The organism is Collinsella sp. CLA-ER-H7, from assembly GCF_040092345.1.
GTDB lineage: Bacteria > Actinomycetota > Coriobacteriia > Coriobacteriales > Coriobacteriaceae > Collinsella.
This window is the reverse complement of record NZ_JBBNLT010000013.1, coordinates 43,574-65,857: the sequence shown is the minus strand read 5'-3', so window position 1 is coordinate 65,857 and position 22,284 is coordinate 43,574. Positions and strand designations below refer to the sequence as shown.

Below are 22,284 nucleotides of genomic sequence, written 5' to 3'. Positions count from 1 at the left end.
TCCAGCCCGAGGGGATGTAGGAATGCGATAGGAAAGTCATAGATGCGGGCGTGTTGGCTAAAATGGGTCGGCCGGGATTGGTCAATCTCGGCCGACTATATTTGGCTAAATTATTCCGGCGCTAACAACGATCTCCAACTGCTCCAACAACTACGGACCCTTCCAGCACGTGGAGAAGTTCATCCCCAGGCAGATCACCAACATCGTCGACGGCGTCCGCCCCAAGCTCTACGGCCGCGGCGAGAACGTCCGCGACTGGATCCACACCGAGGACCACTCCTCGGCCGTCTGGGACATCCTCACCAAGGGCCGCATGGGGGAGACCTACCTCATCGGGGCTAATGGCGAGAAGAACAACATCACCGTCCTGCGCATGATCCTCGAGGCGATGGGCCGCGACCCCGAGGACTTCGACTGGGTCGCCGACCGCCCCGGCCACGACCGCCGCTACGCCATCGACAACACGAAGCTCCAGCGCGAGCTCGGCTGGAGGCCGGCGCACACCGACTTCGCCGAGGGGCTCAAGCAGACGATCGACTGGTACGTGGCCAACGAGTCCTGGTGGCGCCCGGCCAAGGAGGCCACCGAGGCCAGGTATAGGGCGCAGGGGCAGTAGGGGACGCGGCGTCGCGTGTGAGATCTGGCTTATGTGACAAATAGCGTGTTCGCATTGGGGGCGTCTGCGCAGGCTGACGTCCCCCTATTTTTGGCTGGTTAAATCGTGCATGCATTTGCCTTTGCGGACTGTTTACGCGTTCGGCTATCGGACTCAGGGGATTCAAGGCGCGCTTAAGTTCATGTTCGCACCGGCGCTTAAAATCTAAGCGGAACAGCATGAGCGGACTTGCTGAAAGTCTTGTGCTGTGGATTCGTTGATGAATCGGTTTCGAAGGCGAGGTGTACATGAAAGGCAGAAATCAACACGTTATAAAGCGGGCGGACGGAAGTTGGCGGGTTAAAGGCGAAGGGGCGAGTCGCGCTTCATTCGTTACGACGACACAACGCGATGCTATAAATCGCGGACGAATCATTAGCTCTAACCAACAGTCCGAATTGATTATCCATCGCCCTGACGGCAGAATTCGCGCAAAGGATTCCCATGGGTTCGATCCCTTCCCGCCGCGAGGCTAAGGTTCCGGGCTCATTTCGGCTGTAGGTGCGGGATATCGTGCCTACAGCCGATAAATGGTTTCCATACTGCGATGAATTGTTAATACGGGATTTATCCATTCTGGTTATTGGGAGATTATGTAATGAAGACTCAGTTATTGGTATATAGAAAACAGGGTTGTGGATTCACGGAAACAACCGACCTTACGATAAGAGAATTCAGCAATGCGAGCGCCTTTGATGCCTCTGAGCTAACGGTCATTGACTTGCAGGATGAGAATTTATGGAATAGCGATCACAACAGCGACAAACTTTTAAAAGATCATGCAGACATTTCGTCTGTCAGGCAAATGATGGCACTTTCTAAAAAGTCTAAGTGCATTGTTCTATTGCCGCAGAATTACATTTATTCACATGAGTATGGATATAACTATTCTATTGGCTCGAGCGCGTATTTAAAAAACTCCCCTTTGAAAAATATTATTAGCAACTTTAAAGAATCTCCAATAGGGGAATTATTTTCATTCTCAATGCCCGTTTGCTTTGGGGAGTCGAAAACCAATTTGTCTGATGTGGAGCTATCTTCAGATTTCTCGTTTGCTAAGCCGCTTCCTTTTGGCGCAAACGTCATTTTGGAATCCAACGCATCGACTGTTACGGCTGTGCTGATTTCTGGGGCGTTTGTAGCTACAACACTCATGGTAAATAATTTCGTTGAATTATCGGCGATTGTTGACGCTGTATTCCCGCCCGAAGTCCAGCCCGCGCTTACTCCTGATTGGCTGGATGAAGTCGAATTTCATGATGAAACAGTACAAAGGGCGCGAGTAAAAGAAATAGATGAACAAATTGCTGCTCTAAACGAGGAGAAGAAAGGGATTGAGAAAGTCCTTTCTAGTTATCGGGATATTAAGTCAGTCCTTTGTACCAAAGATTTTGATCTTGAAAATAATGCTCGGCACCTTTTGGCCGAGATTGCTGAGGTTGATGAAACCTTCGAAGACAATAAGGAAGAGGATTTCAACTTCTCTTACGATGACACTTTCTATTTGATTGAAATTAAAGGCAGCAGCCGCGGGCTGAAGCGACAGCATATTTCAAAGGCATATGATCATGTCCAAATTAAAATGGATGAGATGGAGGCCGAAGGCGATTCCCGAAAAATCAAAGGTGTCTTAATATTTGCATCTCAGATTGAGCTAAGACCCGAAGAGCGCGATCCATTCCCTGAGAAGCAGATTTCTATTGCACAGAGAACTGAAATCGCAGTTCTCTCAACTGAGACATTGCTTCGTTGTTATGAAGCCCATATTGAAGGCCGCCTGACTTCAGATGCCTTCAAGGAGACTCTGCGCCAATCGTCTGGCTTGATAAGCCCGGATGCGTTCGGACTGCATGGCTAGATAACCGTTGGCGCTCCTATGAGCTGCAACTTTGATTTGAAAACTAAATTATCAGCTTCTATTAACATATTGCTTGCAAAACAATAATTGCTTTTCCTGTTGGATGGTATTGCGATGGGTTACAACTACGAAGCGTTGGATAGTTTTGAATTCGAGGAGCTCGCGCGTGATGTTACCGAGAAAATCGTGGGCATTAAGGTACCGTCAAGATTCTTTCGCAAATTGGTTTAGCCGTCCTCGGCCCCTTTCTCTTCTTGCCCTCCGCCTTTTCCTTCAGCTCGTCCATCTCCTCCAGTTTGGACATGTTCAGGTACCTCCTCTTGCCCCACTCGTGCTCCACTGTGTTCTTAAGCCTCGCCGTCACCAGCATGAGGGCCGAGTTTCCGTCTGGGAAGGTCCGGTCGGGCCGCGAGCGCATGGAGTGGTGCGTCGACCTTGTGGCGCCGAGGAGCCTGCACTGCGCTGATATGGGGTAGCGGCCCTCGTTGGCCGCCATGGGCCTCACTTTCGAGCGTATATCAGCGCCGCCCGTTTTAAGACGTCGACCTCCATCCGGAGCCTGCGGTTCTCGCGCTCGAGCTCCAGGATCCGGTTCTGCTCGGGCGTGCAGTTGCCCGCGGCGCGCGACGTGTCGGTCGCGTTTATCTACTCGATCCACCTCTCCACGGTGCTCTTGCCGAGGTTGTACTCGTCCATGATCTCGCGCTTGGGCTTGCCGGCGTTGTGGAGGTCGACTATCTGACGAATTGAATAAGGTGATCGAGGAGCCGAGTGATTGAAAGGTTTAGGTTGGTGTGAATTGGTCAGAATGGTTAATGCGCATCGATGCGCAGTTCATAAATTTAATGTGTCAGCGTGCTGGAGTTAGAGGTAAATTAGCAGAAATAACCTTATCCCTCCGAAAAGGGGTGTACGAATGTATTTGTCCGACAAAAGAATCAAGCAGCTGATAGACGAGGGCTATCTGCTAGATGCGGATAAAGGAAGGGTCCAGAGCGTTAGTTATGACTTGCGAACCAAAGAGTTTTACGCTGACGGAACTAGATGCGATTCCTATGTCCTTAAGCCCGGTAATTCGATATTTGTTTCATCTGTTGAGTCGATTAGTCTGCCAGCTAACATGACAGCTCAGGTTTATCTTAGGTGCTCTTCGATGTGTAAAGCAATTCTACTTGATGCGCCCCTTTACTTTCCTGGGCATGATACGCATCTCTATTTTCGATTAACTAATTTGAGTGGCAGCAGTATCGAACTCAATAATAAAGAAGATGGGTATGCGCAGGTAGCTTTTCAAATGGTGGAGGGAGTCGTTGAACAAGAGTACAGTGGCCACTTTTCCGACGAAAAGATGATCGAGGCAATTGGCAATTATGACGTATACGATGCGGATCAGCAGCGAATCAAAAAATTTGTTAAGCCTATCAAGATGATGGAGCGAAAGATATATGGCAACGTCGTTGCGCTCCTTACTGCGTTTGTGGGCATCTTCACACTTGGTTCTGCGTTAACGTCCATCAATTCGGCTGCCGACTATTTTCAAGTCTGTCTTTGCATGTGTGCGTCTGTGTCTCTTATGGTGTTTTTGGTTGGTCTAATCGTTAGGTGGGATACTGAAGAATCAACTAGCTTCTCTTCAATTGTGAAAAGTGTCCCATGGTTGATTCCTTTATTCGTTTCGATTTTCTGTTTCCTTGCAGTGTATTTTCTTAACGAATCTCATGGAGGAGGCGTTTTGCTTTCAAACGATATTTCCCATTCATCTCTCTGGCAGGTGCTGAATCATGGTTTACATTGCATCCAGATACGCTAACCAAGATACTAATCGGCATATTGCGGCAATGCTAAGGCGCCGTGGCTTGGATGTTTTTTTACCTAGGGAACTTAAGGTGAGGTCCCATGGGGCTAAAAATAAGCGGTATGTTTACAGGCGGTGTATCGAAGAGCTATCAAGATGCACGACTGTGTTGGTTATTTCCCCATTCGGGAGAGATGTCGCTTATGAGATAGGTTATGCATGTCGCATAGGTGACATGAGGGAGCTTCCTGCCGGAGAAAGCATTCGTAACCCTGCTATTGTTCGTTTAAATACGACAGAGGAGACTTCGGCTTCGGACGACATGTTCTTCCCGGATTTTGAGTCTTCGGAACTAGATGATGTGATTGCATATATTCTTGAACGTGAGCGCAGGGTGAATCCGGATCTGGACAATCGTCACGGTGCGGGTGGTAGCGTTAGGGAGCTTAAACTCGGTATGTGACCTGCACTTTCCCTAGAGAACAAATGCGATTCTTTATAAGCAGGTTGAAGGCCATTAACTTAGATTGAATTGTATGGCTTTTGCTTCTTCGGAACTCTATACTATTTGATTTAATACTGTTTGTAGGAGGGATGGACATGTTGCTTTCTGATAACGAAATTATTAAACTCGTTCAAAGCCCAAGACCTTTGATTGCGCCATTTAATGAAAAGCATCTTCAATCGGCCTCCTATGATGTGACGTTGGGTGACGGTATCCAAGAAATTGTTGCAATGAGTGGTGTTGTTAATCTGCTTGATCAACGGACTGTCGAGTCTGTTTATGATTCGGTTGATATATCGAATGGCTATATTTTGAAACCGGGACAGTTCGTTCTTTGTAAGATTGCTGAACGAATTGAGCTTCCGGATAATATTGCTGCCCACATTATGCCTAGGACGCGATTCACCCGTTTTGGCCTCTTGGTTTCCGCTCAGCATTGTAATCCGAGTTACGCAGGATATTTAAGTATCGGCCTCCATAATGCTTCTTCGAATAATGTTTCTCTCGTGCCTGGAATGGCTGTTGCTCAGATTGTGTTTGAGCAGCTTTCCTCTGAGCCAAGCTCTGAACGCTTGTACCGCAATCAAAAAGCTGCTCGATATCATAATGAAGACGCTTTTATTGGATCCCAGTTTATTGATGAGTTGTCTCCTCAGGCAAAGGCGATATTTGAGGATATGGTTTCCAATCTATCGGGTGGTGTCGAGTAATGGCTCAAATGCTCAGTAGTTTGATTGCTGAATATGCCCAATCGCATTATGCTGATGAGGATCCCGGGGATCGCTTTGAAGCCCAGAAGGCGATGGAGAGCCAGATAGTTTCGGAAATCTGCGAAGAACGTGCCCAGGAGATAGCGTCAAAAAGTCGAGAGATTGAGCTGACTGAGCAAATGAAGAATGCTCGACATGAACTTATGGTTGCCGTTGTTGAATGTGTAATCTTGGCTATTCCTGTCGGTTTGGTGGGAAGTCATATCTACGATTTACTGAGGACCGGCGTTTATGGAGCAGTTCAAGACTTTAATCTTCCAGCGCTCTGGGCCGGTTTGTTTATTTTGGTGCTGTTCTGTGCCTTCATTTTGTTCGGTATGTTTTTAAATCAGGTTTTAAAAGCTGTTGATTCGATAAGGGACGCAAGGGACAGTCGTGGCTAGCGAAAAAGGGTACACGAAACCTGTTACAGGTGGAGTCTATAGGCATTTCAAGGGAAATGAATATCTTGTCATCGGCACAGCGAAGCATTCTGAGACCAATGATCTCTATGTTGTGTATCGTGCGCTTTATGGTGATCGCTCTTTATACGTTAGGCCGTTAGATATGTTTATGAGCCCTGTAGACCACTCGAAATATCCTTCGGTTACGCAGGAGCTTAGATTTGAGTTTGTCGGCGTTAAAGATTGCGTTGATTAGGTTTTTCCTTTAGCTATTTGAGTTTTTGCTCGCATGTAACTGTACTGACGCATGTTACCCGGCTAGAACTCGGCTCGCAGACATTTCGATGCCCTTGTGGTGAGGTGTGTGACAGTTGAGGTATGATTATCGAAATAAAAAACGATGGTCCGCTGAGGGCCATCGTTTTGCAAGGGGGTTCCTTCCCAACGGAGGGCATCCCCTATTTTTATTTGGATGGATATCTCATTACGTTCGCGATTGCTGGATGTTGTCGCTGACGCCGCCATTATTTCGGAAGTGCGGGGAAAATCGGAAACCTCTGAGCAAAACCCATTTTTTTTTGCAACAAAACGGCAGGTCGCAGATGCTCAAAAAGGGGGTCTGGCCGGCCGTTTGTTTTAGATCTTAAAAGGAATTGTCATGTCTTTAAGGAGGTCATTGCACCAGCTGTAGTCGAGCATCCTCTTTCGGTGCATCAGATTTACCACAACTCCCGGGCAATCTCCTCTATCCTGAGCGATACGCTGGATTTTTGTCGAGGTCTTGCAGTCATGATAAGGCGAGAGACCCTCTGGTCCCATAAGGACCTCTCTTGCAAAGGCGTTGGCGCGCTTCTCGGATTCGCTCTTTGAACTTTGCTTTTCGTCAATATAGCTAAGAGTGATTCCTACGTTCCCGTCATTTAGAATGTGCCCGATTTCGTGGAACAGAGTCCAAATGATAAAACCGTCTTTTTTGCGTCTGCCCGTCATCTGGATTACGGGTCTTCCGTCTTTGGTCCAACGCGTTATTCCATGTAGCGGAAATTGATCTGGCGCAGAAATGAACTGCAGCGTGACGCCACATTGCTCCAGTTGGTGCGTAATGTCCGTTAAGGTCATATCGTCTGTCGTTGCCGCGCGTTGTCTTAATGAGCTCAAAGAGGCTCTGAGCGATACCTCGTTGTATGCTTTAGCCCCATTGGTTGTTGGCGTTTCGGCGCTTTCACCTAGCGAAATCCAAGCCATCATGCTTGCGGGGTCAACGGGTTTACCTGCCTCTTTTAACGTCGCAATGGAGGAGAAGACGCAATCGACGCCTTTCGCATAAGCATCTATGCTGCCGTAACCAACAACATTCAAAAAATCAGATACGAGCTTGCCGGGGTTTCTTTTGGTGGCGGTAGTAAGCCCTTTGTCGCGAAGAAACTTTCCTAACGGCGGGGTGATGATGTCGGCGGAGCTTGCCATTTTTAGCTCATCTTCGAGCCTAGCTAGATCTTCACGGTACTTTGCCTCGAAGCGAATCCAGCTATCCCGGGGAATAGAGGTGACTCTTTCAAGCTTAATGGCGGTGTCCTGCGAGATGGGCTGCGTACCCTTTAGTATCCCGTTAACCGTTTTGCGGGAGATGCCAAGTCGGTCGGCAAGGGCCTGCTGCGTCATCTGCTCGTCATCTAGCCATTCTTGTAAATACATGCCAGGTGCAACCGCATAGTTGGTTCCCATTGTTCTGCTTCCTTTATGTGCCTAGTGATAGTCTTCAATTGATAGAACTTTTACTGAGGATTCTTCGTCCGTTGTTTTTTCGACCTTAGTTACTTTCATACATCCGTTAATTGGCTCGACAATCATTCGATAATTCTTGTTTATTTTTCCCGCCCATTGACCCTCTCTATCACCGCAAAGCTGATGCCATCTTCCGCATGGGTCTAGATTCTTTAGATCCTCCATCGAGCTGGCTGTCTCTAATGTGTTGTGTCGGAGCTTTACACCCCTTGCGATGTCGGACCTATTTTTCTTGCACTTCTTTTCGTCGGTACATATTTCCTCGAGCCTTTTGTTGGCGTAGCGTATTTTCATTCCTGTAACCAATCGCGTTACATCATATTGTTCGTGTTCAACATATCATGTAACCGATTATGTTACACGTATATTCCGCATTGGATTGGATCTGTTTCGTTTTGCGCGTTCGCTTTCGACCTCTGGGCTTCTAAAAAAGTTCTTAAAACAGCCTTAAAGGCGTTCCAGCTCGCGTTGACAGCGTAAAATACGCATGTTTGACTATGACTAAAGTGGATTTTAGGGGAGGGGTGCGCCATGGAGGTGCTGGTTGTTGGCAACACCGCATATGTTGACGATGACTTTTGTGCCAAGGCGTTCCCCCGGGACCATGTCCAGGTCGTCGCTGCCGCGGAAGCGCGCCGCGACGAGTCATCGCCCCATGCCTCGTGGAAAGAGCTTCTGCAACACCTGGATCAGGCCTACGAGTTCGACCGCGTGGTCTACCTATCCAATTACCTTACCCCGCATACCGATACCGTGGGCGATATCGAGACGCTGCGCTCGGTCTTTCGTGCGTGCGCGGGTCGCCGGGTCCAACTGCTGTATGTAGCGGGGCCCGCGGGTGCCGAGGGTGCCGCCGATGCCGCGGGGCGAACGGGCAAGGGCATTATCGCGCACGCAGCCAACGACCTGTGCCGCTACTACGCTGCTCGCGAGGGCGTTCAGACCAAGATCCTGCGCGTGCCGTTCCTGTATACCGCGTCTGCCGCGCTGGAGGACCCGTTTTTGGTGCCGCTGTTCGACGCGTGCTCAACCGGATCGGTTGCTCTGCAGGGCGCGCAGGATGCGGCGTTTCCCCTGCTGTGTGCCGAGGAGCTTGCGGTGCTGGTACGCCGTATCTTCGATAGCTGGGATGGTAACTTTGAGACGCTCGATATTGCCGATACCTTCCATCACACGGCGGGTGAGGTGGGCGAGGCTCTCAAGGCGCTGTTCCTAGGGCTCTCGGTTGCCTATGGCGATTCTGCCGGCTACGCCATGCCCGTCAGCGACATCGTTCGCGTTCGTTATGGTTGGTTTCAGCGCTACGACCTGATGCGCGATCTTTCGACCATTCAGGCGCGTTGGGATGCCGGTCGCGCGAAGAAGGTCAACCCCTTGCGTGCCGCCATCGACCGCATCCAGATGCGCTCGCTGCCCATCAAATGCCTGGAGACGGGCGTTGCTTGGGTTCTGTTCGAGGTGCTGGAGCATCTGTTCTCACAATCGGCCCAGCTCAACGTGCTCGATTATCGCCTGCTCTACGTGGTGTTGATCGGCACGCTGTATGGCTTGGATTTTGGCCTGGTTGCGGCGCTGCTGGCGTCGGTGGGTTTGGCCGCGAGCTACTTTACTCAGTACGGCTATACCTTCCAGGGCCTGTTCTACGAGCCGTCCAACTGGCTGCCGTTTATTGCGTACTTTGTTGTGGGTGCCGTGTGCGGCTATGTGCAGCTGCGCAACAGCGAAGCCATTAGGGCGGAGCGTGATCAAAACGAGCTCGTGCGCAACCGCAATACGTTTCTTACGCAGCTCTATCACGACGCGATCGATGATAAGCGCGCGTACAGGCGCCAGATCGTGGGTCGCCACGACAGCTTTGGCAAGATCTTTGCCGTGACGCAGGAGCTCGACGTGCTCAACCCGCGCGATATCTATCGCAAGTGCTGCGAGCTTCTGGGCGAGATCCTCGAGAACGATTCGGTGGCGATCTACCATGTTTCGGGCGGGGCATTTGCACGCCTGGTGGCAGCAAGTCCCGCGATTGCCGAAGATGCCGCACGCTCGCTCACGCTTGAGCAGCTTGCACCTCTTTTGGGCGACGGGGGTCGTTCGAACCTGTGGGTGAACCGCGAGCTGACGCCGGGGCTTCCCATGTTTGGATACACGATCGAGCGCGACGGGGCACCCGCCGTGTTGATCTTTGTGCGTAGTGCGGCCGAAAACCAAATGACCCTCTATTATCAAAACCTGTTCCGCATCTTGTGCGGGCTGGTCGAAAGCGCGCTGGGCCGTGCCTTTGACTATGAGGCGGTGGCGCAGGATAAACGCTGCGTTGACGGCACTTGCGTGCTCAAGCAGGCGGCCTTTGGCCAAGAGCTCGCGGCGGAGCAGGCGCTGGCAGATAGCAAGATGGGGAGTTTTTTGCTCCTGCGCGTGGTACCGGGCATGGAGCCTGTCGGCGAGCTGGTGGGCGCAATTGGGTCGGCAATCCGCGAGAGCGACGCGGCGGGCTTGGTCGACGGCGACGTGCTCTACCTGCTTATGCGTCAGGCAAAGGCGTGCGATCTGCCCATTATCCGCGAGCGCCTGAGCGCAAAGCATATTGCGGTGGAGCCCGTCGACGGCGAGGATATCGTGGCGCTGCTGCAGCACATCTCTTACACCGGTGACGGTGAGGGGGGTGCCGCTTGATCTCGCTTGTCGTTGCTGCCGTCTTGCTGCTGATTCATGCGCTGGTTTGCCTGATGCTGTGGACGCTCATGAAGCTGGGCCTGCTGCCGGTGCGCGGGCACATGTTGGCTGTGATAGTGCTGGTGCCGCTGTGGGGCCCGTTGCTGGTGGTTCTGCTATCGGCCCGCAGCGCGGTGTTTGGCGAGGGGCTGAAAGAGTCTGCGCTGGAGTCGCTGCGCTTCAACGACGTCCTGCATCGCAGCATCCTGGTGCACGACCGTGACGCCGATGCAGGCGTAGTGCCGCTCGAGGAGGCGCTCATCGTCAACGATCCGGCATGCCGGCGCCGCCTAATGCTCTCCATGCTCACCGAGGAGCCCGACGCGTACCTGGCGCAGCTGCAGGCGGCTAAGCTTAACGACGACGTTGAGGTGGCGCACTATGCCGCGACGGCGGTGGCGCAGATCTCCAAGGAGTCCGACCTTAAGCTTCAGCAGCTGGAGCGTGCCTTTAAGACGGACCCGAATGCGCAAAACCTCAACGAATACTGCGATTTTCTTGGTGAATATTTGGGCTCGGGTTTGGCTGAGGGACGCGTGGCTCAGATTCAGCGCCAACAGTACGCGCGCCTGCTTGCGCGTCGCTGCGAGCGCGAAGACACTTTTGAGCTGCGCATTCGATACGCGACGGCGCTGGCCGATGTCGGACAGATCGACGAGGCGCAGGCCGTGACCGACCAGCTGGTGCTCGACGTGCCCGAGGAGCAGGAGGTTTGGATGCTTTGCCTGCGGCTGGCCGTGATGCGCCACAACGGTGTCGAGGTTCACCGTGTGATCGATGCGATTGACAAGCAACATGTATATTTGAGCGCCGACAACCGCGAAAAGTTGGCGTTTTGGCGCGACGGGGAGGAGGCCAGATGAGTGTGGCGCAACATATCCGCGACCGTGCAGGCCGCTTTCGTTGGATGGGACTCCTCGTGGTGTGGGCGGTCTTTATTGCCATGGCCGCCGTGCTGCTGGTGGAGCGTGCCGGCGTGCAGTACAGTGCGGGCCAGCATAAGCTGGGGATGCTTGCCGCCAACGATGCGGTGCCTGCCTCCTCGGCAATCTTTGGCCAAAAGCCCACGTGCCTGGTCATTACCGACTCGGACCAAGATAGCGTCGACGACGTTAAAGACCAGTTCGACCAGATTTTGCTGGACATGAAGATCGCCCATCGCGATGTTGATATTGCCATCGACGGTGCGGACGCGATCCCATCGCTCACGTCGTTTGATCGCGTGATTGTGCTTATGCCCTCGCTTGACGGACTGGGTGCGCATCTGACCGATCTGATGAGTTGGGTGAGTGCGGGCGGCTCACTCATGCTGGGCATGACGCCAGATAGCTCGAACTGCCTGCAGGCTATTGCTTCCAAGCTTGGGATCGAATCGGCCGGATATGACTATGCGACAGCCGAAAGTATCGTTCCGAGCGAGGACTTTATGTTGGGCGGAGGAGAGCGCTACGAGTTCTCGGACCCCTTCGATTCTTCGCTTTCGGTTTCATTGCGCGAAACGGCGCACGTCTGGGCAAGGACCGGTGACGCGGGCACGCCGCTCATGTGGTCTAACGATTGCGGAAGTGGTCACACCGTGGTGTGCAACATTGGCATTTACGACAAGGTCATGCGTGGGTTCTATGCTTCGGCCATAAGCTTGCTGGGTGGTGCCACGGCCTATCCGGTCATCAACAGCGCCGTGTTCTATTTGGACGACTTTCCTAGCCCCGTGCCCTCGGGCGATGGTACTTATATCAAGCGTGACTACGACCTTTCCATTGCCGATTTTTACACCAAGGTCTGGTGGCCCGATCTGCAAAAGCTCGCGCAAAAATACGGCATTCGCTATACCGGCGTGATGATCGAAAACTACGAGGACGCGGTCAACCAGACCGAGCCCGCGCGCCAACCCGATACCACGCAGTTCCGCTATTTTGGCGGCATGCTGCTGCAGATGGGCGGAGAGCTGGGCTTTCACGGCTACAACCATCAGCCTCTGGCGCTCTGGGATACCGACTATGGCACGCTGTACGTCTACAAGACCTGGAAGAACAAAGAGACGCTCGTCGCTTCGCTTAACGAACTTATCGCGTTTCAAGACGAGGTCCTGCCCAACGCTCATGGCTCGGTCTACGTGCCACCGTCGAATATCCTTTCGGCCCGCGCGCGCCAACTTATCGGCACCGACGTTCCGCGCATTAAGACTATTGCTAGTACGTACTTTGAGGACGGTACCGACCTGCCGTACGTGCAGGAGTTTGGCGTGGCGAGCGATGGTATTGTGGAGCAGCCGCGTATTGTCTCGGGCGGCATGGTCGACGATTCCTATATGCGCCTGGCTGCCGTGTCCGAGCTCAACATGCACTACGTGAGTACGCACTTTATGCACCCGGACGACCTGCTCGATCCCGATCGCGGCGCCAAGGAGGGCTGGGAAGTCTACAAGGGCGGCCTGACCGACTACCTGGACTGGCTTACCAAGTCTGCGCCCGACCTGCGCCGCCAGACCGGCTCGGAATGCTCGGGCGCCATTCAGCGCTTTTCGTCGGTTACGGTGAGCGTGGATACCAGTGCGGATGCCTGGACGCTCAGCCTGGGCAATTTCCACGACGAGGCGTGGCTCATGTTCCGCGCCAATAATGGCGAGCCGGGTGCGGTGACGGGTGGCGAACTGACGCACCTTACGGGCAATCTGTATCTGCTCAAGGCAAATGATAATACCCTGACGATCGAGCGCAAGGAGGGTGGCGACAGATGAGAATCTGCTTGGTACTCGAGGGTTGCTACCCCTATGTGCACGGCGGCGTATCTACCTGGATGCATGGCTATATCCAGGCCATGCCCGAGCATGAGTTTGTGCTATGGGTGATCGGCGCACATGCTGCCGACCGCGGCAAATTTGTCTACGAGCTGCCCAGCAACGTGGTCGAGGTGCACGAGGTGTTCCTGGACGATGCCCTGCGGCTTTCGGGCGAGCAGCACGAAGCCAGTTTTAACGACCGCGAGCGCGAGGCGTTGCGCCGCCTGGTATCGCTCTCCAATCCGGACTGGGACGTGCTGTTCGATATTTTCCAGCGCCGTCGCGTGCATCCGCTCTCGTTTTTGCAGAGCCGCACGTTTATGGATATCTTCCGCGACGTGTGCCTGGCAGAGTACCCCTACACGCCCTTTGCCGATGCATTCCACACCATGCGCTCCATGATGCTGCCCGTGCTCTACCTTCTGGGCAGCGAGGTGCCGGTGGCCGATGTGTACCACGCCATCTCGACTGGTTACGGCGGCCTGCTCGCCTGCCTGGGCTCAAGCGTTCACCATGCGCCGGTGCTGCTCACCGAGCACGGCATCTATACCCGCGAACGCGAGGAAGAGATCATTCGCGCCGACTGGGTGGTGCCGTCATTTAAGGACCGCTGGATTCGCTTTTTCTACCTGCTTTCGGAGGAGATCTACCGCCGCGCCTTCCGCGTGACCAGTTTGTTCCATAACGCTCGCAAGACGCAGATCGATATGGGTTGCGATGCAGACAAATGTCTGGTCATCCCCAACGGTATCCAGTTCGACCGCTTTAAGGACATTCCCATAAAGCCCGATGACGGTTGGGTGGACATTGGCGCGGTGGTGCGCCTGGCTCCCATCAAGGACGTCAAGACTATGATCTATGCCTTCTTTGAACTGCACGAGCGCCTGCCTAAGGTGCGTCTGCACATCATGGGCGGCGTGGACGACGAGGAGTATAGCGCCGAGTGCCACGCGCTGGTCGAAACCCTGGGCGTGCACGACCTGATCTTTACCGGTCGCGTCAACGTGGTCGAGTACATGGAAAAGCTCGACTTTACCATTTTGACGAGCATCTCTGAGGGCCAGCCGCTCAGCGTGCTGGAGTCGCTTGCAGCGCGCCGTCCCTGCGTGACGACCGAGGTGGGCTGCTGCCGCGAGCTGCTGGAGGGCGCACCGGGCGATGACTTTGGCGTGGCGGGATTTGTGACGCCGCCCATGTATCGCAAGGGTTTGGCCGATGCCATGGAGCGCATGTGCGTGAGCCGCTCCCGTCGCATTGAGATGGGGGAGCGCGGGCAGCGTCGCGTTGCCACGTACTTTTTGCACGAGCAGATGCTCGCCAACTATCGCGCGCTGTACGACGAGACGGCGCAAGCGTTTGACCTGCCCAGAGAGGGGGAGTAGCCGGTGGCCGGAATTGGTTTTGAGCTCAAGCGCCTGTTTAGGCGCAAGGGCCTGTTTGCCACGATGCGCGCTTACGGCTACGCCGGCATTGTGTGCACGGGCCCCATGCTGCTGGGTGTGCTGCTCCAGGTGGGTATCTTGGTGCTGTGCGGTCTGTGGGGCGTGGGGCGCGCCAACCAGGACTTGCTGGTGTGCATGGTGACCTATACGCTGCTGGCGTCGCTCACGCTCACGTGCTTTTTCTCCATGCCGGTCACGCGCTTTTTGGCTGATATGTTGTTTGCCGAGCGCGAGGATGAGATACTGCCTTCGTTTTGGGGCTCCAACGCCATCATGCTCGTTGCGGGCACGGTGCTCTACGGCGTCTTTTTGCTGTTCTCGGGCGCCACGCTGCTGCAGGGGCTGCTGTGCCTGTGGCTGTTCAACATTATGATCGTCAACTGGAACGGCATGAGTTACCTCACGGCCATCAAGGATTACCGCGGCATCCTGTGCAGCTTTGCGGCTGCCATTGGCGTGGCGTGCCTGTGCGCCCTGGCCGCGCTGGCGCTGGGACTGCCGCCGGTCGAGGGCCTGTTGGCGTCAATTGCTCTGGGCTACGGCGTCATGCTCGCCTGGGACGTGGTGCTGCTGTACCGGTATTTTCCTCAGAGCGACCGCAGCCCCTGGCCCTTTTTGCGGTGGCTCGATCAGTTTATGCCGCTGGCGCTCACGGGCCTGTTAACCAATCTGGGGCTCTTTGCGCACCTGGTGATTATTTGGGCCGGTCCCATTGGCGTGCAGGTCAAGGGCTTCTTTTATGGTGCGCCCTACTACGATGTGCCGGCGCTCATCGCGTTTTTGACCATCCTGGTCACGACCGTCAACTTTGTGGTCTCGGTCGAGGTCAACTTCTATCCGCGCTATCGCGACTACTACAGCCTGTTCAACGACGGCGGCGTGGTAGGCGACATTGTGGTGGCCGAGGAGGAGATGCTCTCCACGCTCAACAGCGAACTGCGCTTTTGCGCGCTCAAGCAGCTGTTTGTGACCGCTGCGGTCATTTCTCTCGAGACCACGGTGCTCTCGGCTCTGCCGCTGGGCTTTAACAACCTGATGCACGGGTATTTTCGCACGCTGTGCGTGGGTTATGGCCTGTATGCCGTGGGCAATACGGTGATGCTCATCTTGCTGTACTTTACCGACTACAAGGGGGCCGTTCTGGCTTCGGGCCTGTTTGCCGGTGTGGCCGGGCTGGCGACTGCCGTTTCTCTGCTCTTGCCGCAGCAGTTTTACGGCTTTGGCTTTTTGTTGGGTGCGGCGGTGTTTTTTATCGTGGCGCTGCTGCGACTCGATGCCTATACCGCCAACTTGCCGTATCGTATCCTGAGCCAGCAGCCCATTGTGGCGACCGACAAGACGGGCTGGTTTACCGAACTTGGCCGGGTGCTCGACCGTGTTGAGCAATGCTACGAGGACAAGCGCGCGGGCGGTGAGCCGCGCAGTGCGTTTGAACGTATGGTGGTTCGCCTGTATCAAAAACATTGGGGAGGTTCTGATGATCGATAAGTTGATGTCTCGCCGCTGCCTGATCGAGGCGGCTGCCGGCGCGCTGTTGCTTTCGGGCTGTTCGTCTCAGGACGAATCCTCGACTAAAAAGGTCAAAAAGCAGGACAAGATTAAAAAGGCTGAGGCCTCGAATAAGGCCAAACACCTGCGCGACAAGGACGAGCTCTACGAGGTCTACGACGACTCGGGCATTGTGACCATGTACCTGACGGTCTCGCGCGGCAACAGCTCCGAGAACACCGACCACAGCTGGGCCGAGATCAACACGTACTCGGTGTATGACTATGCCGACATGGGCGTGACGCGCTATCAGGTTATGGGCCTGTTGCAGCCGGGCGACGAAGAGGCCCCGGAGGCCGGCGAGGTTGGCTATGGCGAGGAAGCGCCCAATGCTACCGTGCAGGTGCGCGGCCAGACGTCGAGCATGAACTCGCAAAAGAATTACAAGGTGGAGCTCAAAAAGGGCAAGGGTACCTGGCGCCAACAGCGCGCGATTGCGCTCAACAAGCACATGGGCGAGGGTATGCGTTTTCGCAACAAGATGGCCTACGACCTTATCCGTGGGATTCCCCAGATGATGGGCCTACGTACGCAGTTTGTGCATCTGTGGGTGTGCGACCAGACCGAAAAGTCCAACGACACCTTTGAGGACTACGGCCTGTTTACGCAGGTGGAGCAGCTCAATAAGACGGCGCTTAAGGCGCACGGCTTGGATAAGAACGGGCATCTGTATAAGGTGAACAGCTTCGATTTCCATCGCTACGAGGACATCATTAAGCTCGCCGACGATCCCGACTACAACCAGGCTAAATTTGAGGGCATGCTCGAGATTAAGGGCGATTCGGACCACACCAAGCTCATCGAGATGCTCGATGCGCTCAACGACGAATCGCAAAAGATCGATGATATGTTCGATACCTACTTTGATTCCGAGAATCTGGTTTATTGGCTGGCGTTTCAGATTCTGACGGGCAACTGTGATACGCAGAACCGTAACTGCTATTTGTACAGCCCGCTCAACTCAAATACCTGGTACTTTTTGGATTGGGATAACGACGGCATGCTGCGTAAGCTGGAGCTTTCTCTTACCGGGTTTTCGGACTACGCGAGCTGGGAGCGCGGCGTGAGCAACTACTGGGGCAACGTACTGTTCAATCGTGCGCTGCGCAGCAAATCGTTCCGCAGCGAGCTCGACCGCGCCGTCAAGGACCTGCGTTCGTATATGACCGAGGCACGCCTGAGCAAGATGATCAAGCACTACCGCGAGGTTACTGAATCGCTGGTCTTTGCTTCGCCCGATATCGACCATCTGCCTGTCACCAAGGACCAATACGAGCAGATCGCCGCGGCGATTCCCTCCGAGATCGAGGAGAACTACAAGAGCTTTCGCGAGAGTTTTAAAAAGCCCATGCCGTTCTACATCGGCGTGCCGCGGATCGATAACGGTAAGCTTCGTATTAACTGGGATGCGTCCTACGACTTTGAGGCGCGCGACATTCGCTACACCGTAGAGCTTGCGCGCGACTATGCCATCAAGGACGTGCTTTTTAAGGCCGACGACGTGCTGCTGCCTGAGGTTACCTGCGATGCGCCCGATGCCGGCCAGTATTTTGTGCGCGTGCGTGCTACCAACTCCGATGGCTATACGCAAGATGCGTTTGACTACTATGTGACCGACGACGGCAAGCACTACGGCATGAAGTGTTTTTACGTGCAAGATGGCGGTAAGGTCGTGGAGGACACGTATGAGGAGGGCTAGCGCGCTGCTTGAGCGCTTGGCGGCTCCGCCTGTGCGTACCACGCAGGAGCGTTACCGCCACGAGCTCAAATATCTCATTAACGAGGGCGAGCACGCCGCGCTTGCCTGTCGCATGGCGCCGGTGTTTAAGCTGGACAAGCATGCGCGGGCGGGCGGTTACACTATTCGCAGCCTGTATTTTGACGACTACTGCAACTCGGCCTACGAGGAAAAAGACGCCGGCATTCTCATGCGCAAAAAGTATCGCGTACGCATCTATAACGGCAGCGACAAGGTGATTAAGCTCGAGCGCAAAAAGAAGTACGGTAGCTGGATTTACAAGGAGGATGCGCCGCTCACGCGCGGCGAGTTTGAGCAGATCCTGGCCGGCGACTACGACTTTTTGCTGAGGAGCCCCTATCCGCTCTGCCGCGAGTTCTACATCGAGTGCATCTGCAACATGATGCGCCCGCGGACCATCGTGGACTACGAGCGCGAGCCGTGGGTGATGGATGAGGGCACTGTGCGCATTACGTTTGACATGAACGTGCGTGCCGCGGTGGGAAGCTTCGATATCTTTGACGCGACGCTGCCCGCGCTGCCGGTCCTGGAGCCCGGCAAGCTAGTGATGGAGGTCAAGTTTACGGAGTTTTGCCCGCAGCTGGTGCGCGATATGGTGCCGCCGGGCGCAGCCGAGCTTACGGCGGTCTCCAAGTACTGCCTGTGTTACGACAAGACCGCCTACCTTCGCGGATTTAACTACTGGGAATCGGATTTTGAGAACCGAGGGGATATTTAGACCATGAGCACCAGGGACTTTTTTAAGAACTCCGTTTTGGAGGCGTTTGGTCAGGTCGACCCTGCCAAGATTGGCCTTTCGCTGCTCGTGGCGCTCGCCATGGGCATCCTGATCTATTACGTGTACAAGCGCTTTTTTACCGGTGTGGTGTATTCGCGTAGCTTTGCCGTGACGCTCGTGGGCATGTGCGTGCTCACCTGCATGGTCACGCTCGCGATTTCGACCAACGTGGTCATCTCGCTCGGTATGGTAGGTGCTCTGTCAATCGTCCGCTATCGTACGGCGGTTAAGGACCCGCTCGACCTGCTGTATCTTTTTTGGGCCATTACCACGGGCATTACGGCAGGCGCCGGCATGTACGCGCTCGTGGGGCTTACGGCAGTGGTGATTGTGGTGATGATTGCCGGCTTTGCGAGCCACCAGGATAAGGCACGCGTGTACATGATGGTCATCCACTACACGGGCCAGACCGCCGGCGACGATATCGTGCGTGCATTTGGGCGCACCAAGTTTACCGTCAAGTCCAAGACGATGCGCGGCGACAAAGTCGAGATGGCCGTCGAGCTTTTCTCGGACGGTGTTGACATGCCCTATGCCGACGCCATTCGCGCGCTCGATGGCGTTGAAGACCTCACGCTCATCCAGTACAACGGCGAGTACCACGGCTAACTATTTTCCGGCGTTTTAACAAACGCCGGACCGCTCGACGCTGCGCGGGCATCTGCCGGGCGATCTGCCATTCAAACCGTCGCTCGCGTACATTAAGTACGCTTCGCTCCTCTTTCGCGGCACCTCGCCACGGCAGCTGCCCGCTCGCTGACGTTTGCTCGACCTGGATGGGCGAGTTGATTCATTGAGCGCGTTCGCGGGTATTATGGTGAAAGCGATTTCAATGACAGGGGTGCTCGTGGTTAAGATGAAAGATGTGGCCGAGCTGGCCGGCGTTTCGAGCGCCGCCGTCTCGCGCTACCTCAACGGTGGATATATCTCGGCGGACAAGGCCGAGCGCATTAAGCAGGCAATCGAGCTGACCGGATACGTGCGATCCAGCCAGGCTCGCGCGCTGCGCACCGGCTCCACTAAGCTCATCGGCGTTATCGTGCCTAAGATCAACTCGGAATCCGTGAGCCGCATTACCGCCGGCATTGGTCAGGTGCTCGGTCGCCGTGGCTACCAGATGCTGCTTGCCAACACCGACAACGCGGCCGATCGTGAGCTCGAATACCTCGATTTATTCCAAAACCACCCGGTTGACGGCATTGTTCTGGTGGCAACTATGATCACCGACGAGCACCGTCGCGCGATTGAGTCGTGCCGTGTACCCATTGTGTTGATCGGCCAACATGTCGAGGGCGCGGCGTGCGTCTATCACGACGATTACGAGGCTGCCTTTGAGCTCGGCAGTGCGCTTGCGGGTCGGGTGGATGGCAAGATCGCCTACATCGGAGTTACCGAAGAGGACCGCGCGGCCGGTTATGACCGCCGTCGCGGTTTTGAGGCCGGCTTGCGCGCCGCGGGTAACCCGCTCGATGCCGCCTTGATTCGCCTGGGCTCGTTTACGCTCGACTCGGGCTATCGCGCTGCGCGCGAGCTGCTTGCCGATGCCCCCGATGTTTCGTTTATCGCGTGCGCGACCGACACTATGGCTGCCGGCGCCCTGCGCGCTCTTGACGAGGTGCGTGGCATGGGCGAGGGCGTGCGTCGCGTGAGCGGCTTCGGCGACAACGCATTTTTGCGCGCGCTGACGGGCGGCATTCCCACCGTGCATTACGGCTACCTGACCAGCGGCGTCGAGGCGACCAATATGTTGCTCAACGCGCTCGATGGCGAGGAGGGGGAGAGCGGTCTCAAGACGCTCAAGCTCGGCCATCAGCTTATGAATGTCTAGGCCTTGGACGTGTCTGCCTGCCTTTGAGTCCCCAGTTTTGTCTCAAAACTACCATTCGCCGGCTTTTTCCTACCGTTCACCCTACTATGAAAACGATTACAGTCATATCAAACTGAAAACGATTACAGTGTATGTGTCAAAGATGGCCGGGTGCACATGCGCCCGTTGGAGGAAAGGGAAGTTATGGACTACCGCAAATCAGCCCAAGAGGTGCTCGACAACGTCGGTGGCGCCGACAACGTTGTTTCGGCCGCACACTGCGCCACGCGTCTACGCCTGGTGATTGCCGATAATTCCAAGGTTAACAAGGAGGCCATCGAGAATGTCGATGGTGCCAAGGGCGTCTTTGAGGCCCAGGGCCAGCTCCAGATTATTTTTGGCACCGGCACCGTCAACAAGGTCTACGAAGAGTTCATCGCGCTTAGCGGCGTCGAGGCTGCCACCAAGGCCGAGGTCAAGGAGGCCGCGGCGCAGCAGCAGAACATCTTTATGCGTGCCATTAAGGTGCTCGGCGACGTCTTTGTCCCCATCATCCCCGCCATCGTGGCTTCGGGCCTGCTGCTGGGCATTATGAGCGCCCTCAACTTTATGGCCTCCAACGGCTTTATCGCGCTCGACACCAATAACTTTATTTATAAGATTGCCGATCTGGTCTCGGGAACGTCCTTTGGCATTCTGCAGATCCTAATCGGCTACTCCGCGGCTAAGGCCTTTGGCGCCAACCCGTATCTGGGCGCCGTCGTCGGTGGTGCGTTTATCAACTCCTCGCTGCAGAGCGCCTACACGGTTGCCTCCGAGGGCGTGCAGACCATGGTCACCGTTATTCCCGGTGTGTACAGCTTTGAGTGGGTCGGCTATCAGGGCCATGTGATCCCCATCGTTATCGCCTGCGCCATTCTGGCCTTCCTCGAGAAGCGCCTGCACAAGATCGTTCCCGAGATGTTCGACCTCTTTGTGACTCCGCTCGTCTCGGTGTTCGTGACCGTGCTCGTGACGCTCGTTGCCGTCGGCCCCATCTTTGTCTGGGCCGAGAACGCCATCCTCGGTCTGATCCAGGCCCTGCTGACCCTGCCCTTCGGCATCGGTTCCTTTATCGTCGGCCTGTTCTATGCCCCCACGGTCGTTACCGGTATCCACCAGATGTACACCGCCATCGACCTGGGTCAGCTTGCCCAGTACGGTGTGACCTATTGGCTGCCCATCGCCAGTGCCGCCAACATCGCCCAGGGTGGCGCCGCGCTCGCCGTTGCCTTTAAGACCCGCGATGCCAAGATCAAGGGCCTGGCGCTTCCTTCGGCCCTGTCCGCCTTCATGGGTATTACCGAGCCTGCCATCTTTGGTGTGAACCTGCGCTTCTTTAAGCCCTTCATCGCCGGCTGCATCGGCGGCGGTTGCGGTGCCCTGGTCTGCGCACTCACCTCGCTTGCTGCTTCCGGCACCGGCGTTACCGGCATCTTCGGTATCCTGCTGTGCCTGGCCCAGCCCGTGCAGTACGCGATCATGTTTGCGGTCGCCGCGCTGGTTTCCTTTGCCGTCTCGTTTGTCCTGTACAAGGACGAGCCCAAGGCTTCCGAGCAGGCCTAAGAGCTTTTGATTGAGGGGCGCCCGCGGGTTGTATGCTCGCGGGCGTTTCCCGTATCTGGTGTCGATCTCTGGCGCCTTGTTACTTTCGATCCGTTAGGACTTT

18 protein-coding genes and 2 pseudogenes are annotated in these 22,284 nt (G+C 55.1%); 18 read left to right on the top strand and 2 right to left on the bottom strand.

The features are described from left to right. Positions 1–127 precede the first annotated feature (127 nt). The 3 genes and pseudogenes from AAAX75_RS08480 to AAAX75_RS08470 form a co-directional block, all read left to right on the top strand. Positions 128–616 (top strand): annotated as a pseudogene (locus AAAX75_RS08480) (GDP-mannose 4,6-dehydratase); the annotation flags it as partial. Positions 617–903: 287 nt separating this feature from the next. Continuing rightward, positions 904–1,131: a DUF2188 domain-containing protein gene (locus AAAX75_RS08475; RefSeq protein ID WP_349091872.1), complete on the top strand. Its 228-nt coding sequence runs from the start codon at positions 904–906 to the stop codon at positions 1,129–1,131. A gap of 122 nt (positions 1,132–1,253) precedes the next feature. Next, a complete protein-coding gene (locus AAAX75_RS08470) occupies positions 1,254–2,513 on the top strand; it encodes a hypothetical protein (RefSeq protein WP_349091871.1) in 1,260 nt (419 codons plus the stop codon). A 193-nt stretch (positions 2,514–2,706) separates the two neighbouring features. On the opposite strand, the pseudogene AAAX75_RS08465 reads toward AAAX75_RS08470, so the two are convergent. Then, positions 2,707–2,907: pseudogene (locus tag AAAX75_RS08465) on the bottom strand (hypothetical protein); the annotation flags it as partial. A 522-nt stretch (positions 2,908–3,429) separates the two neighbouring features. On the opposite strand from AAAX75_RS08465, the gene AAAX75_RS08460 reads away from it, so the two are divergent. From AAAX75_RS08460 to AAAX75_RS08440, 5 genes are all read left to right on the top strand, one after another. Next, positions 3,430–4,323 carry a hypothetical protein gene (locus tag AAAX75_RS08460; protein WP_349091870.1) on the top strand — a complete coding sequence of 298 codons (894 nt, stop codon included), beginning with the start codon at positions 3,430–3,432 and terminating at the stop codon, positions 4,321–4,323. Positions 4,324–4,543: 220 nt separating this feature from the next. Continuing rightward, on the top strand, positions 4,544–4,771 hold the full coding sequence (locus AAAX75_RS08455; protein WP_349091868.1) for a hypothetical protein: 228 nt from the start codon (positions 4,544–4,546) through the stop codon (positions 4,769–4,771). Between the two features lie 137 nt (positions 4,772–4,908). Further along, entirely contained in the window at positions 4,909–5,523 is a 615-nt protein-coding gene (gene dcd / locus AAAX75_RS08450; protein WP_349091867.1) for a dCTP deaminase, read from the top strand. Beyond that, positions 5,523–5,966, top strand: a complete 444-nt coding sequence (locus AAAX75_RS08445; RefSeq protein WP_349091866.1) for a hypothetical protein — start codon at positions 5,523–5,525, stop codon at positions 5,964–5,966. The genes dcd and AAAX75_RS08445 overlap by 1 nt, the downstream gene beginning before the upstream one ends. Then, entirely contained in the window at positions 5,959–6,222 is a 264-nt protein-coding gene (locus AAAX75_RS08440) for a DUF1653 domain-containing protein (protein ID WP_349091865.1), read from the top strand. Before AAAX75_RS08445 ends, AAAX75_RS08440 begins: the two co-directional genes overlap by 8 nt. A 380-nt stretch (positions 6,223–6,602) precedes the next feature. Here AAAX75_RS08440 and AAAX75_RS08435 read toward each other — a convergent pair whose 3' ends face one another. After that, a complete protein-coding gene (locus AAAX75_RS08435) occupies positions 6,603–7,691 on the bottom strand; it encodes a HigA family addiction module antitoxin (RefSeq protein WP_349091864.1) in 1,089 nt (362 codons plus the stop codon). A gap of 591 nt (positions 7,692–8,282) precedes the next feature. Between AAAX75_RS08435 and AAAX75_RS08430 the strand changes: the two genes are divergently transcribed. From AAAX75_RS08430 to AAAX75_RS08385, 10 genes are all read left to right on the top strand, one after another. Next, complete coding sequence (locus tag AAAX75_RS08430) at positions 8,283–10,421, top strand: DUF4118 domain-containing protein (protein ID WP_349091863.1); 2,139 nt, start codon at positions 8,283–8,285, stop codon at positions 10,419–10,421. Further along, entirely contained in the window at positions 10,418–11,323 is a 906-nt protein-coding gene (locus AAAX75_RS08425; protein ID WP_349091862.1) for a hypothetical protein, read from the top strand. The genes AAAX75_RS08430 and AAAX75_RS08425 overlap by 4 nt, the downstream gene beginning before the upstream one ends. After that, positions 11,320–13,200 carry a DUF2194 domain-containing protein gene (locus AAAX75_RS08420; protein ID WP_349091861.1) on the top strand — a complete coding sequence of 627 codons (1,881 nt, stop codon included), beginning with the start codon at positions 11,320–11,322 and terminating at the stop codon, positions 13,198–13,200. Before AAAX75_RS08425 ends, AAAX75_RS08420 begins: the two co-directional genes overlap by 4 nt. Then, entirely contained in the window at positions 13,197–14,624 is a 1,428-nt protein-coding gene (pelF, locus tag AAAX75_RS08415; protein WP_349091860.1) for a GT4 family glycosyltransferase PelF, read from the top strand. The genes AAAX75_RS08420 and pelF overlap by 4 nt, the downstream gene beginning before the upstream one ends. Before the next feature lie 3 nt (positions 14,625–14,627). Beyond that, a complete protein-coding gene (pelG, locus tag AAAX75_RS08410) occupies positions 14,628–16,172 on the top strand; it encodes an exopolysaccharide Pel transporter PelG (RefSeq protein ID WP_349091859.1) in 1,545 nt (514 codons plus the stop codon). Then, positions 16,162–17,931 (top strand): CotH kinase family protein, encoded by a 1,770-nt coding sequence (locus AAAX75_RS08405; protein WP_349091858.1) that lies wholly within the window; start codon positions 16,162–16,164, stop codon positions 17,929–17,931. Before pelG ends, AAAX75_RS08405 begins: the two co-directional genes overlap by 11 nt. Beyond that, positions 17,918–18,709 (top strand): polyphosphate polymerase domain-containing protein, encoded by a 792-nt coding sequence (locus AAAX75_RS08400; protein ID WP_349091857.1) that lies wholly within the window; start codon positions 17,918–17,920, stop codon positions 18,707–18,709. Before AAAX75_RS08405 ends, AAAX75_RS08400 begins: the two co-directional genes overlap by 14 nt. Before the next feature lie 3 nt (positions 18,710–18,712). After that, positions 18,713–19,378, top strand: coding sequence for a DUF4956 domain-containing protein (locus AAAX75_RS08395; RefSeq protein WP_349091856.1), 666 nt, complete (start codon positions 18,713–18,715; stop codon positions 19,376–19,378). 247 nt (positions 19,379–19,625) lie between these two features. Beyond that, entirely contained in the window at positions 19,626–20,597 is a 972-nt protein-coding gene (locus tag AAAX75_RS08390; protein ID WP_349091873.1) for a LacI family DNA-binding transcriptional regulator, read from the top strand. Between the two features lie 183 nt (positions 20,598–20,780). Next, positions 20,781–22,181, top strand: coding sequence for a PTS transporter subunit EIIC (locus tag AAAX75_RS08385; RefSeq protein ID WP_040358191.1), 1,401 nt, complete (start codon positions 20,781–20,783; stop codon positions 22,179–22,181). The last annotated feature ends 103 nt before the right edge of the window (positions 22,182–22,284 follow it).

Bases quoted from the DNA above. Each gene is read 5' to 3' on its own strand.
- AAAX75_RS08435 (WP_349091864.1), bottom strand. From the start codon at position 7,691: ATGGGAACCAACTATGCGGTTGCACCTGGCATGTATTTACAAGAATGG.
- AAAX75_RS08385 (WP_040358191.1), top strand. From the start codon at position 20,781: ATGGACTACCGCAAATCAGCCCAAGAGGTGCTCGACAACGTCGGTGGC.
- AAAX75_RS08445 (WP_349091866.1), top strand. From the start codon at position 5,523: ATGGCTCAAATGCTCAGTAGTTTGATTGCTGAATATGCCCAATCGCAT.
- AAAX75_RS08400 (WP_349091857.1), top strand. From the start codon at position 17,918: ATGAGGAGGGCTAGCGCGCTGCTTGAGCGCTTGGCGGCTCCGCCTGTG.
- AAAX75_RS08460 (WP_349091870.1), top strand. From the start codon at position 3,430: ATGTATTTGTCCGACAAAAGAATCAAGCAGCTGATAGACGAGGGCTAT.
- AAAX75_RS08395 (WP_349091856.1), top strand. From the start codon at position 18,713: ATGAGCACCAGGGACTTTTTTAAGAACTCCGTTTTGGAGGCGTTTGGT.
- AAAX75_RS08430 (WP_349091863.1), top strand. From the start codon at position 8,283: ATGGAGGTGCTGGTTGTTGGCAACACCGCATATGTTGACGATGACTTT.
- AAAX75_RS08390 (WP_349091873.1), top strand. From the start codon at position 19,626: ATGAAAGATGTGGCCGAGCTGGCCGGCGTTTCGAGCGCCGCCGTCTCG.
- AAAX75_RS08405 (WP_349091858.1), top strand. From the start codon at position 16,162: ATGATCGATAAGTTGATGTCTCGCCGCTGCCTGATCGAGGCGGCTGCC.
- AAAX75_RS08475 (WP_349091872.1), top strand. From the start codon at position 904: ATGAAAGGCAGAAATCAACACGTTATAAAGCGGGCGGACGGAAGTTGG.
- dcd (WP_349091867.1), top strand. From the start codon at position 4,909: ATGTTGCTTTCTGATAACGAAATTATTAAACTCGTTCAAAGCCCAAGA.
- AAAX75_RS08455 (WP_349091868.1), top strand. From the start codon at position 4,544: ATGAGGGAGCTTCCTGCCGGAGAAAGCATTCGTAACCCTGCTATTGTT.
- AAAX75_RS08420 (WP_349091861.1), top strand. From the start codon at position 11,320: ATGAGTGTGGCGCAACATATCCGCGACCGTGCAGGCCGCTTTCGTTGG.
- AAAX75_RS08470 (WP_349091871.1), top strand. From the start codon at position 1,254: ATGAAGACTCAGTTATTGGTATATAGAAAACAGGGTTGTGGATTCACG.
- pelF (WP_349091860.1), top strand. From the start codon at position 13,197: ATGAGAATCTGCTTGGTACTCGAGGGTTGCTACCCCTATGTGCACGGC.